The 12,456-nt window shown below is 63.9% G+C and carries 13 protein-coding genes; 10 read left to right on the forward strand and 3 right to left on the reverse strand.

Going from position 1 to position 12,456, the window contains the following annotated elements; all coding sequences use genetic code 11:
• The first annotated feature begins 47 nt into the window (after positions 1-47).
• From uvrA to J2Y54_RS15930, 10 genes are all read left to right on the forward strand, one after another.
• Positions 48-3,020, forward strand: a complete 2,973-nt coding sequence (uvrA, locus tag J2Y54_RS15885) for an excinuclease ABC subunit UvrA (protein ID WP_310041156.1) — start codon at positions 48-50, stop codon at positions 3,018-3,020.
• A 77-nt stretch (positions 3,021-3,097) separates the two neighbouring features.
• Positions 3,098-3,940: a hypothetical protein gene (locus J2Y54_RS15890; protein ID WP_310041158.1), complete on the forward strand. Its 843-nt coding sequence runs from the start codon at positions 3,098-3,100 to the stop codon at positions 3,938-3,940.
• A gap of 92 nt (positions 3,941-4,032) precedes the next feature.
• The gene (locus J2Y54_RS15895; protein ID WP_310041160.1) at positions 4,033-4,443 is read left to right on the forward strand and encodes a hypothetical protein; all 411 of its coding nucleotides are present in this window, start codon (positions 4,033-4,035) and stop codon (positions 4,441-4,443) included.
• 9 nt (positions 4,444-4,452) lie between these two features.
• A complete protein-coding gene (locus tag J2Y54_RS15900) occupies positions 4,453-4,764 on the forward strand; it encodes a hypothetical protein (protein WP_310041162.1) in 312 nt (103 codons plus the stop codon).
• Positions 4,765-4,860: 96 nt separating this feature from the next.
• On the forward strand, positions 4,861-5,256 hold the full coding sequence (locus J2Y54_RS15905; RefSeq protein WP_310041165.1) for a cupin domain-containing protein: 396 nt from the start codon (positions 4,861-4,863) through the stop codon (positions 5,254-5,256).
• Positions 5,257-5,324: 68 nt separating this feature from the next.
• On the forward strand, positions 5,325-5,591 hold the full coding sequence (locus J2Y54_RS15910) for a hypothetical protein (RefSeq protein ID WP_310041167.1): 267 nt from the start codon (positions 5,325-5,327) through the stop codon (positions 5,589-5,591).
• Between the two features lie 70 nt (positions 5,592-5,661).
• Positions 5,662-6,105 carry a hypothetical protein gene (locus J2Y54_RS15915; RefSeq protein WP_310041169.1) on the forward strand — a complete coding sequence of 148 codons (444 nt, stop codon included), beginning with the start codon at positions 5,662-5,664 and terminating at the stop codon, positions 6,103-6,105.
• Between the two features lie 321 nt (positions 6,106-6,426).
• On the forward strand, positions 6,427-6,639 hold the full coding sequence (locus J2Y54_RS15920) for a cold-shock protein (protein WP_310041172.1): 213 nt from the start codon (positions 6,427-6,429) through the stop codon (positions 6,637-6,639).
• A 69-nt stretch (positions 6,640-6,708) separates the two neighbouring features.
• Positions 6,709-6,909 (forward strand): hypothetical protein, encoded by a 201-nt coding sequence (locus J2Y54_RS15925; RefSeq protein WP_310041174.1) that lies wholly within the window; start codon positions 6,709-6,711, stop codon positions 6,907-6,909.
• A complete protein-coding gene (locus J2Y54_RS15930) occupies positions 6,906-7,055 on the forward strand; it encodes a hypothetical protein (protein ID WP_310041177.1) in 150 nt (49 codons plus the stop codon). The genes J2Y54_RS15925 and J2Y54_RS15930 overlap by 4 nt, the downstream gene beginning before the upstream one ends.
• Here the strand turns inward: J2Y54_RS15930 and J2Y54_RS15935 are convergent.
• The 3 genes from J2Y54_RS15935 to ligA all read right to left on the reverse strand — a co-directional run bounded on the left by J2Y54_RS15935 (position 7,052) and on the right by ligA (position 12,454).
• On the reverse strand, positions 7,052-7,642 hold the full coding sequence (locus tag J2Y54_RS15935; protein WP_310041179.1) for a hypothetical protein: 591 nt from the start codon (positions 7,640-7,642) through the stop codon (positions 7,052-7,054). The genes J2Y54_RS15930 and J2Y54_RS15935 overlap by 4 nt on opposite strands.
• A gap of 106 nt (positions 7,643-7,748) precedes the next feature.
• Positions 7,749-10,187, reverse strand: coding sequence for a TonB-dependent receptor domain-containing protein (locus tag J2Y54_RS15940; protein ID WP_310041181.1), 2,439 nt, complete (start codon positions 10,185-10,187; stop codon positions 7,749-7,751).
• Positions 10,188-10,321: 134 nt separating this feature from the next.
• Positions 10,322-12,454 (reverse strand): NAD-dependent DNA ligase LigA, encoded by a 2,133-nt coding sequence (ligA, locus tag J2Y54_RS15945; protein ID WP_310041183.1) that lies wholly within the window; start codon positions 12,452-12,454, stop codon positions 10,322-10,324.
• Between the last annotated feature and the right edge of the window lie 2 nt (positions 12,455-12,456).

The raw sequence follows: 12,456 nt of genomic DNA on the forward strand, positions 1-12,456 counted from the left end.
TATCTGGGGCCTAGCCTCCCATCAAGAACAAAGCTAGAACCCGACGCATGAGCCTGACCCATATCTCCGTCCGCGGCGCGCGTGAGCACAATCTCAAGGGCGTGGACATCGACATTCCGCGCGACACGCTGACGGTCATCACCGGCCTGTCGGGCAGCGGCAAGTCGAGCCTCGCCTTCGATACCATCTATGCCGAGGGGCAGCGGCGCTACGTCGAGAGCCTGAGCGCCTATGCGCGCCAGTTCCTCGAGATGATGCAAAAGCCCAATGTCGAGCATATCGAGGGGCTGAGCCCCGCGATCAGCATCGAGCAGAAGACCACCAGCCGCAACCCGCGCTCGACCGTCGCGACGGTGACCGAGATTTACGATTACATGCGTCTGCTGTGGGCGCGCGTCGGCATCCCCTACAGCCCCGCCACCGGCCTGCCGATCGCGGCGCAGACCGTCAGCCAGATGGTCGACCGCGTCCTCGCGCTCCCCGAAGGCACGCGCCTGCTGCTGCTCGCCCCGGTCGTGCGCGGCCGCAAGGGCGAGTATCGCAAGGAGCTCGCCGAGTGGCAAAAGGCCGGCTTCCAGCGCGTCCGCATCGACGGCGAAACCTATCTGATCGAAGAAGCCCCCGCGCTCGACAAGAAGTACAAGCATGACATCGAGGTCGTGGTCGACCGCCTCGTCGTCCGCGACGACATCGCCACGCGCCTCGCCGAAAGCTTCGAAACCGCGCTGAAACTGGCGGACGGCCTTGCCTATGTCGACCTGGTCGACGCGACGGTCGAGGAAGTGGTCGGAGGCCGCGTCAAGGAAGCACCGCAGAAGTTCGCCGCCGAACCCGCCTCGGCGACGAAGGGCATGAAAAACACCGGCATCCCCGACAACCGCATCGTGTTCAGCGAGAAATTCGCCTGCCCGGTCAGCGGCTTCACCATCCCCGACATCGAACCGCGGCTGTTCAGCTTCAACGCCCCGCAGGGCGCCTGCCCGGCGTGCGACGGCCTCGGCGAAAAGCTGATCTTCGACGAAGACCTCGTCGTCCCCAACCACGACCTGTCGATCAAGAAGGGCGCGGTCGTCCCCTGGGCCAAGTCCAACCCGCCATCGCCCTATTACATGCAGGTCCTCGGCAGCCTCGCGCGCGAATTCGGTTTCTCGCTCGACACGCCGTGGAAGGATCTGCCCGGCGAGGTTCAGCTGATCATCCTCCACGGCACCGGCGGCAAGCCGGTCACGCTCACCTTCATCGACGGCCGCAAATCCTACGACGTGAAGAAGCCGTTCGAGGGCGTCATCGGCAACCTCAACCGCCGCATGCTCCAGACCGAAAGCGCGTGGATGCGCGAAGAGCTGTCCAAGTACCAGGCCGCGCACCCGTGCGAGACCTGCAACGGCGCGCGCCTCAAGCCCGAGGCGCTGGCGGTCAAGATCGCCGGCCGCGACATCTCCTCCGTCACCCGCCTCAGCGTGGTCGACGCCTTGCCCTTCTTCCGCGACCTCCCCGCCGCGCTCACCCCGCAGCAGCAGGAAATCGCCAGGGCCATCCTCAAGGAAATCGACGAGCGCCTCGGCTTCCTCAACAATGTCGGCCTCGACTATCTCAACCTCGATCGCACCAGCGGCACGCTGTCGGGCGGGGAGAGCCAGCGCATCCGCCTCGCCTCGCAAATCGGCTCCGGCCTGTCCGGCGTCCTCTACGTGCTCGACGAACCGTCGATCGGCCTGCATCAGCGCGACAACGACATGCTGCTCGCCACGCTGCGCCGCCTGCGCGATCTCGGCAACACCGTGCTGGTGGTCGAGCATGACGAGGATGCGATCCGCACCGCCGACTATGTCATCGACATGGGACCGGGCGCCGGCGTCCATGGCGGACAGGTCGTCGCACAGGGCACGTTCGAGGAAATCCTGGCCAGCACCGGCAGCGTCACTGCCGATTACCTGAACGGCACCCGCCGGATCGAGGTCCCGGCCAAGCGCCGCAAGGGCAATGGCAAGAAGCTGACCGTCCACAACGCCACCGCCAACAACCTCACCGGCGTCACTGCGTCGATCCCGCTCGGCACCTTCACCTGCGTCACCGGCGTGTCCGGCTCGGGCAAGTCGAGCTTCACCATCGACACGCTCTACGCCGCCGCCGCGCGCCACCTCAACGGCGCGCGCGTGCTCGCGGGCAAGCATGACAGGATCACCGGCCTCGACCATCTCGACAAGGTGATCGACATCGATCAGTCCCCGATCGGCCGCACCCCGCGCTCCAACCCCGCCACCTATACCGGCGCCTTCACCAACATCCGCGACTGGTTCGCCGGCCTGCCAGAGGCGCAGGCGCGCGGCTACAAGCCCGGCCGGTTCAGCTTCAACGTCAAGGGCGGGCGGTGCGAAGCATGCCAGGGCGACGGCGTGCTCAAGATCGAAATGCACTTCCTCCCCGACGTCTACGTCACCTGCGACGTCTGCCACGGACAGCGCTACAACCGCGAAACGCTGGAAGTGAAGTTCAAGGGCCGCAGCATCGCCGATGTGCTCGACATGACGGTCGAGGACGCGGTCGAATTCTTCAAGGCCGTCCCCCCGATCCGCGACAAGATGGCAATGCTCGCCGAAGTCGGCCTCGGCTACGTCAAGGTCGGCCAGCAAGCCACGACCCTCTCCGGCGGCGAAGCCCAGCGCGTCAAACTCGCCAAGGAGCTCAGCCGCCGCGCCACCGGCCAGACGCTGTATATCCTGGACGAACCCACCACCGGCCTGCATTTCGAGGACGTCCGCAAGCTGCTCGAAGTCCTCCACGCACTGGTCGAACAGGGCAACACCGTGGTGGTGATCGAACACAATCTCGACGTCATCAAGACCGCGGACTGGATTTTGGACCTCGGCCCCGAAGGCGGCGTGAAGGGCGGCGAGATCGTCGCCGAAGGAACGCCGGAGACGGTGGCGAAGGAGCCGCGCAGCTACACGGGGAAGTATCTTGCGCCGTTGCTGGAGCGGGGCGGGGTTAAGGAGCGGGCTGAGGTGGCGGCAGAGTGATAATATGACGGCCCCCTCTAGCCCTTTCTATAACTGCTTTTGTGCTTATTATCTCGCGGCAGTAAGGGGAGCGGGATATGTTCTATATTCATTTGTTTCGCGTGAAATGTGAGTCCCTTCCGCAAGGGGATTTTCTCCGCGTGTCGCGCGATACGGTTGATGTTATCTCGAAGTCGATTGAGGCAAAGCCTACGGCGGAGGTCGGCCGACGGTCTGAATGGCATATTGGCAATGTGGAGCCTGTAAAGGGTGGCGGTATCGCATTCGCGATGGGGCGCACCCAAGCTGTGACGTCGCCGAAATTTGATAGTGTCAGTCATGACTTCCTCGAAGAGGAGGCCATGAAAGCGCCTTTTACCGTTGGGGTTTTCGATACTGAAACTCAGGCCTGCGGGGTTATTCGCAAATCCGGTGTGTCACAAAGTTCAACCGAGGTTGCCAGTAAACTCGAAGTGCTGTTGAATGCTGCGCCCTATGCTCGAGAAAGTAATTCCCGTATAATAGTGGAGCCTATTCCGGATCCTGTCACCTTTATTGACGCAATTCGCCGTGCTAAGGCTGTAACACGATTTAGTTTCACGGTAACTCGACCAAATCCGCACGATATAAATAGGCTTATACAAAAGCCTGCGGAGGAGTTCACTGAAGCGGCGGACGGCGAAAAGGCGAAGGTTGAAGTGGAAGGAAGTGATCTAAACAGAGATTTGATCGAGGACGTTGCTCACGCCGTGGCAGCTGTTGGTGAGTCGGCGGCAGCTAATATTATTCCTGAAGATGGTAGTCGAACAAAAAGAGTTCATTTGAGCGGAAATGCTGTCGTCGAGCCTGTTGAGACAGGAGACAAGATTTCCGTATTTGCCGCGATTCTAGACCGGACTCGCGCGGCATACGCGCGCATCAGAAATAGTGAAGGTCGGTGATTACATTTTGGAAATGGTTGAGGGTGGGTGCGGGTAAGGGGCCGGCCGGAATTCGCAACGTGGCGAATTGGTGGCTTGTGCTCCACTCTATCGTGGCACTGACGGCTACATACTTGATCGCCGCTGACCCATTCTCATTTGCGTCAAAGGCGCTTTTCCCCGCTGCTTCGGTGCTTATCGGTATGTCGATGGCTTGGACGACCCGCGCATCGACGGTAATGCAGTCGAAAGACCTTCGTGAAGCGCTATTCAATGATCAGCGGCCAGCGGAAGATTACATTTATGGATTTCAATTATCCATACTCATTGTAATATTTATGGTGGTTTATGTGGCGGTTATGGCTGGCGGAGGACTTCGTGTCTCTTTTTTCAGTAGGGAGTGGGACCGTCTTCTTTCTGGATACTGGATGTATTTCGTAATAAGCTTGGCGCTTAGAGAGTGCTGGGGCGTTGTAAATTTTACGAATATGCTGAGTATGCTCGATTATCGTAGGAATAAATAGAGGTGGGACGTGGCAAAGACCGCATTCCAGAATGTTTATGTAGCAGAGTTCAACCGCTGCATTGGGGATAATATCAAGAATGTAGTGCGGCGCTTACGGGCCAAGGGCTACGAGGTGAGCGTTATACGACATAAAACAACCGTACTGTTACGGCGCCCGTCCGGCCAGTCATTCCGTTCTTTTAGGAAGGATATCGCTGCATTGGTACAAGACAGAATCGGCTCAGTGGTTGTTTCGTCGACGTCCGGAAAAATATGGATCATCGACAACAAGGGCAATCAGGCTGGAGAGATGAGACTGATCACTGAGAACGATCTGTAGGCAATGATTGACCAACAACTTCGTGAATCGCTTAAACATAATCCTCGCCGTCACGCTCCGCTGGCGTGATGCTGCGCGCAAAGCTAACCTCCCCCCATGCCCCGCCTCGACACCCAATTCGCCCATCTCGGCCTGAACGCCACCGCCACCGTCGAGCCCCCCTTCGACGGCATGGCCTGGTACGAAGGCTACGGCCAACGCCACGCCGCCGACGGGATCGAGGGGCGCCTCGTCTCGCAATACAGCTTCACCGAAAGCTGGACCTCCTGGGAAGTCCACCCGCACGGTGCGGAGCTGGTCATCTGCACCGCGGGGGAAATGACGCTGGTGCGGGAACTGCCCGATGGCACCGCCACCCGCGAAACCCTCACCCCCGGCGACTATGCGATCAACCCGCCCGGCGTGTGGCACACCGCGGACGTGCCCCCCGGCACCACCGCCACCGCCATCTTCATCACCCCCGGCGCCGGCACCGACCACCGCCCGCGCTGATCCGCGCCCCCTTGCGCCGCGCGCCCGGCTGCGCTCTCATCGCCGGACCAACCGGGAAGGGACCCCGCATGACCGATCTGCTCGCGCTGCTGATCATCCTTGGCGGCATCGCCTTTCCCTTCATCGCCATGCCGTTGCTGTGGCGCCGCATGAAGCGGGTGCGCGACGCGACCTATCGTGAGGCAAGGGAGAAGGAGCGCCCCCACACCGCGTGGGAGGAAAGCGCCGCGCGCCCCGACGGCCTCGCCACCACCCGCCGCCACGATCCGAACGAGGGCCTGATCGACCTTGGCGACCGTGCGCGCCACAGCCGCTGGCCGCTCAGCAACGAATAGCGCGGGGGAACCGCCGCGCCCGCTCCCGTGTTCTCTCGCCATTCCCCAAGCAATTTCAGCGAGATCGAACATGGCAACCCGCACCACCACGCCCCCCAAGACCAAGGCCGCGACGCGCGCGACCACCAAGCGCACCCCCGCCAAGCGCGCCGCCACGGCCAAGACCGCTCCGCGCAAGGCGACCGCCCGCAAGTCCCCGGCCCGCACCAAGGCAGCACAGGCCAGCACGGCGACCACCGCGCTCGCCGCGCTGCGCCGCAACGTCCTGCCCATCGCCGGGGCGCTCGCCGCCGGTGCCGCAACCGCTGCAGCGTTATTCTTCACCCGCCGCGCCAACGTCCTCGCCGAGGGTCATGCCGCACCGGATCTCGAAACCGGCGCGCATCCCGGCCCGGACGACCGCGCCGCGCCGCATTTCCGCCCGGACATGGACGCGCCGATGAGCCCGGCGGACCGCGCCGCGCTCGCCCCGGCGCTCGCCAATGGCGATGCGCGGGCGGACCTGCGCCACTAATCACAGCCGGCGGCCGGGCAGGGGGCTTTCCTACAGCGCCCCGTCCGGCCTATCCGGTGCCAGGGACGCGGCGCCGGAGGCATGCGGCGGACACCCGTTCGTACATGCGTGAAACTGTCCGGTTCGTCCGGTTCGTGCTGCCGCACCGGGAAACAATCGCGGCCTTGCCCTTGCAATCGCCGGGCGGCACCCCATCTCTGTCAGGCTACAGTCGCAAATCGACGGTCTTCGGTGCTTTGCGGCCCCTTCTTCCTTCTTTCCCTGCCTCAGCAGCACGAGGTCCGCCCGTACGGGGCGCGCCGACAACAGAAGGAAGATCCAATGAGCATCAATGGCACCGTCAAGTTTTTCAACTCGGACAAGGGCTATGGTTTCATCGCGCCCGACAATGGCGGCGCGGACGCGTTCGTGCACATCTCGGCCGTTGAGCGCGCCGGCATGGCCACGCTGAACCAGGACCAGCGCGTCAGCTACGAGCTGGAGCAGGACAAGCGCGGCAAGATGGCCGCCGTGAACCTCCAGCCGGTCGACTGATCCGGCCCGGGCGGTACGCCGGTTGCGTATCGCGTACCGCCCGACCCTTATTTCAGAAAGGAGCGCCCGATGGCTGCCCAGACGCTGACCTATCGTGACAATGCGGCCAAATGCCGCGCCGATGCCGATGCGGCGACGCTCGACAATGTCCGCGACCGCAACCTGCGGGCAGAGGCCGCATGGCTCGCCATGGCCGACCGTCAGGAGCGCACCGACACCGCCCGTGCCGAGCGCGAGGCGAATGTAACCCCCAGACAGGAAACCCAGTGAAATCCATTTTTTCGAATAAGTATCAGAACGTTATCACTCATCAGCGCGCGGCCCGCCCGCCGCTCACCTTTCTCGCCCGGCGCACCGCCGACGACCTCCGCGCCGCCGCCGTGGCTCGCGCCGCCGTCCTCGAAGTGATCGGCTAGAACAGCTCGGCAATCCCCGCGGTCAGCAGCAACAGGCTGACCGCCGCGAGCAACATGATGTTGGCCCGCCGCCCGTTGACCCGCAGCAGCACCAGCAGCAGCACCAGCACCCCGAGCGACGCGAGCACTTCAACGGCATCGCCGGCCCCGGAAAATGTCTCCTCCGGCGACGGCGCGACGAATTCCAGCCCGATCGACCCGATCCAGCTGCCGACATTCGCCGCCAGCAGCCCGCCGATCACCATCCGGTTCTGCCGGTCATACCACAGGTCGAAATCGGGCCAGTCCTCCGGATCGTCCGGAAAAATCAGCGACGCGGCAAGATAATAGACCCCGACGATCGCCAGCACGCTGACCAAAGTCAGGTAGTTCGCCGCAATCTGGCGCTGCGCTTCCCACGCCAGCAGCCAGAATGAGGTGAGGTCGAGGATCACGACCAGCCCCAGCAACGGCGTGAGCCACCCGACCCGCACCGCCCGGCCACCGCGCTTGAGCTTCAGCACCCGCGCAAATCCGCCGAGCACCTCGGCGATGGCGAGGCCCAGCAACAGGCCATAGACCGCGAACACAAGCTCGAACGCTGCCACCGTCACCTCCCGCGCTGCGGGGGCAACCTAACGCGCTCGCCCCAAAAGAAAACCGCCGCCCCGGTTGCCCGGGACGGCGGTGTTTCCTGTCAGCTGTTCAGGTCGATCAGAAACCGATGACCAGCGAACCGACGATCGCGCGCGGCGAACCGATGTTCACGAAGGTCGAGGTCGTGGTCAGGCCCGACGACGCCGAACCGATGTACGATTCGTCGAACAGGTTGGTGATGTTCAGCTGGAAGTAGCTGCGCTCCAGGCCCGCACCGGCGAGCGAGTAGCGGATGTCGATATCGGCCACCGTGTAGCCCGGCAGGGTCACGGTGTTGATGTCGTTCAGGAAGCGCGAACCGGTGCGCTTGACCTGGAACCCGATGTCGAGATCGCCCAGCGAACCCTGAACGCGGGCACCGAAGGTGTGCTTCGGCGCGCCGCCTTCACGCTTGCCGGCGGTCTGGGCAAAGCCCGTCGCGCTGGTCTGGACGTTTTCCTTGATCTCCGAGTTCAGGACCGAACCGAAGACATAGACGAGCAGTTCGGGGATCGGACGTGCCGAGATGCTGCCGTCGAAGCCCCACTTCTCGACTTCACCGAGATTGCGGGTGACCGAGCAGTCGCAATCGGGGTCATAGGCGCTGGCCAGACGATCGCTGTACTTGGTGAACCAGCCGGTCAGCTGTGCCTGGATGATGCCCGACTGATAGCGGACACCAGCGTCGAAGCTGTCCGAGGTTTCCGCTGCCGGCTTCGACTGGGGATCGCTCTCGTCGAAGAACAGCGCGCCGTACAGCACGTCCGTGCCCGGGACCGACAGGTTCTTGGCATAGCTTGCGAACACGCTCACCGGCTCGGCAATGCGATAGGTGAAGCCCAGGTTCGGCAGGAACTTGTTATAGTCCAGCTTGCGCGAGGTGGGTGCCGCGAAGGTCGGGTTGGCCGCCGCATAGGCCGCGTAGTTGGCGGTGTTGGTGATGCAGTCGACGTTGCCGCCCGACGAAGTCGTGAAGCAATACTGGTTCAGGTCGCGGGTGAAGAACGGCATCGCGCCGGCCAGCTGGATCGACAGCGCGTCGTCGAAGAAGCTGCCGCGATACTCACCGGCGATGCGGTGCAGCGTCGCGTACGACAGACGATCGCGATCGTTCAGCTCGACGCCGTCAGCCGTCAGCAGCGGGTTGTTGACCGGGAAGACGTCATCGACTTCGCCGTTCGACAGCACGACGCCCGACTGGCCGGTCTGGCGATGACGCGCGCGATCGAAGGTGTACGACAGGCGGACGCGGTTATTCTCGTCCAGTTCGTACGACAGGTTGGCGATCACGCCATAACGACGCGTCTGGGTCTGGCTGGGCGAGGACACGCGGACCTGGTCGAGCAGATCGCCGTCGCCGTTGAGGTCACGACCGAAATAATAGCCGTTGCCGCTATAGCCATAATAGGTGCGGCCACCGACGGTGCGGCCGCCTTCGCGACCGGTGGTCAGGCCACCGCCATTGGCCTTCACATACTGGAAGCTCGGATCGACGGTCAGGACCAGGCCGTCCGACAGCGTAAAGCGCGAGTTGATGCGGATGTTGCCCGTGTTCGACGGGTTGAACCGGCGCTCGAACTCGTTGCCGCAGCCGTTCGGTGCGTCGGCGACGCCGGCCTGGGGCGTGTCGGTGGTGCACGGATAGGCGATTTCGTAGAAACGATCTTCCGGCGCGATGCCGCCGTTGTTGTTGATCGTCACGTTGCTGTACGGCGAACCGTTGAAGTTGTTGCGGTTCTGGTTGTAGTGGCCCGACACGGCGATGAAGTCGCCGTTGCTGCCGATCGGCTGATAGATCTTGCCGTTATACTGCTGCTTGTCGACGCCGCCATAGTTCGAATAGACGCTCTCGTTGGTCGCCTTCGAAGCCGAGAACCACGCCTTGGTGCCAAAGCTGGTCAGCGTGCCGGTGTCGATCATCACGAAACCGCGATGGAACGGACGGTCGCCCGGATTGCCGCGCGCGATGATGTTGCCGTAGCTGGCAACCGCGAGCACGCCGAGGTCGTCGCGCGGCGTGCGGGTGCGGATGTTGACGGTGCCGCCAACCGCCGATGCGGTCGGGCTGTCGACGTCGGTCGAACCGAGGTTGACGTTCACCGACTCAAGCGTTTCCGGATCCTGCTGCTGGTTGGTGTACAGCGCATAGTTGCCCGAATCGTTGAGCGGGATACCGTCGACGGTCTGCGAAATGCGGTCCGACGAGAAGCCGCGGATCGTGAAGTTGCCACCCAGCGAACCGAACGGATCGTTGTTGGTGAAGCTGACGCCGGGGACCAGGTTGATGATGTCGTTGACGGTCTGGCCCGGAGTCTGGCGCAGCATCAGCTCGCGGTCGATCTCGACCTTCGCCTTGGGCGAGTCGGGGATGTTGACGCCGCCAACGCCCGAGTCAGCCGAACCGGTGATGACAATTTCGCCCTCGTCGAAATCGACCGAGCCGGTGGACTGGGCAAAGGCCGCAGTCGGAAGCGAAAGCGCAGCAACAGCCGCGCCGACAAGCAGATGATATCGCATATTGGTCCCCTTAGGATCGGCTATGAATGCCTGCACAAGCGGTGTTAGTTCACCGTCCTGCGCTGCCCCATGGGGAGAGTTCTTTGCGGGAATGTTACAGTGGGTTCAAGTCCGTTGTGCGTTGCAAAAAAGCATCACCCCGCGGAAGCCACGATTTCCGCCCATTCCGCCTCGTTGATCACCCGGATTTTGAGGTCGGCGGCCTTTTTGAGCTTCGATCCGGCGCCCGGTCCGGCCACGACCAGATCGGTCTTGGCCGACACCGAGCCGGCGACTCGGGCGCCCAGCGCCTCGGCCTGCGCCTTCGCCTCGTCGCGACTCAGCGTCTCGAGCGACCCGGTAAAGACCACTGTCTTTCCCGACACTTCCGACTCCCGCGCCGCCACGACGAAGCGCGGCGGGCTGACCTCGGCGAGCAGGTCGGTCCACACCGTGCGGTTGTGCGGCTCATGGAAGAAGTCGGCCAGCGCGTGCCCGACGGCAGCGCCGACATTCTCGATGTTGATATGCTCGGCAATCGCCTTGTCGCGCCGCGCTTGAAACTTGGCCTCGGGCTCGCCCAGGGCGGGCGTGATCGATGCGCGCAGGGCGATCAGGTCATCGGCCAGTGCGGCCAGCGCGGGAACGGTTTCCAGCCGCTTCATCAGGTCGCGCGCGGTAATCGCGCCGATGTGGCGGATCCCTAGCCCGAACAGCAGCCGCGCCGCATCGGGTTCGCGCTTCGCCTCGATCGCGGCGAGCAGGTTATCGACCGACTTCTCCTTCCACCCCTCACGCCCGAGCAGCGCATCGCGGTGCGCGCTCAGGCGAAAGATGTCGGCCGGCTCGGCGATCCAGCGCAGGTCGAGAAATTCGGCGATGGTCTTTTCGCCCAGCCCCTCGATATCGAGCGCGCCGCGGCTGACGAAATGCTTCAGCCGCTCCAGCCGCTGCGCTGGGCAGATCAGCCCGCCAGTGCAGCGCACATCGACCTCGCCATCCTCGCGCGTCGCTTCGGACTGACAGACCGGGCAATGGGTAGGGAAGGTGAATGCCGGAAGCTCCACGTCGCGCGTCAGATTCTCCACGATCTGCGGGATCACGTCGCCCGCGCGCTGCAGCACCACCCGGTCCCCCGGCCGCACCCCCAGCCGCTCGATCTCGTCGGCATTGTGCAGCGTGGCGTTGGTCACGACCACGCCGCCGACCGTGACCGGTTCAAGCCGTGCCACGGGCGTCAGCTTGCCCGTGCGCCCGACCTGAATGTCGATATCGCGCAGCGTCGTCTCGGCGCGTTCGGCCGGGAATTTATGCGCGATCGCCCAGCGCGGCGCGCGCCCGACGCTGCCCAGCCGTTCCTGCCAGTCGAGCCGGTCGACCTTGTACACCACGCCATCGATGTCGAACGGCAGATCGGCGCGCAGCTTCTCGATCTTGCGATATTGCGCCAGCGCCGGCTCAACCTGTGCGCAGGCGACGAACAGCGGATGGACCGGAAAGCCCCAGCCGGCGATTGCCTGCATCACCGCGAACTGGCTCTCGCCCGGCAGCGCGCTGGTCTCGCCCCAGCCATGTGCGAGAAAGCGCAGCGGCCGCGCCGCGGTGATGCGCGCATCCTTTTGCCGCAGCGATCCCGCGGCGGCATTGCGCGGATTGGCGAACTGCCGCGCCTCCTTGCCGCTGTCCTCCGCCTCGGTCAGCAACCGCGCGTTGAGCGCGAGGAAATTGTCCTTGGCCATGTACACCTCGCCGCGCACCTCGAACACATCGGGCGCATCGGCGGGCAGCTCGGTCGGAATATCGGCGATCGTCAGCGCATTGGCGGTGACATTCTCACCAACCTGCCCATCGCCGCGCGTCGCCGCCAGCACCAGCCGGCGGTTTTCGTAGCGCAGCGAGCAGGACAGCCCGTCGATCTTGGGCTCGGCGGTGAGCGCGACGCGATCCCCTTCGCCCAGCGACAGGAACCGCCGCACGCGCAGGACGAACTCGATCACGTCCTCATCCGAAAACGCGTTGTCGAGGCTCATCATCGCGCGCGCATGCGGCACCTTGGCGAGATGCCCGGCGGGCGCCGCCCCGACCAGCTTCGATGGCGAATCCGCGCGCACCAGATGCGGGAACGCCGCCTCGATCGCGGCATTGCGCCGGACCAGCGCGTCATAGGCCGCGTCGCTGATCTCCGGCGAATCCTCGGTGTGATAGAGCGCGTTGTGGCGCGCGATCTGCGCGGCCAGCGCCTCCAGCTCGGCGGCAGCTTCGATGTCGGTAGCGGGGAGGGTGTCCATGT

The organism is Sphingomonas sp. BE123 (genome assembly GCF_031456015.1).
Lineage (GTDB): Bacteria > Pseudomonadota > Alphaproteobacteria > Sphingomonadales > Sphingomonadaceae > Sphingomonas.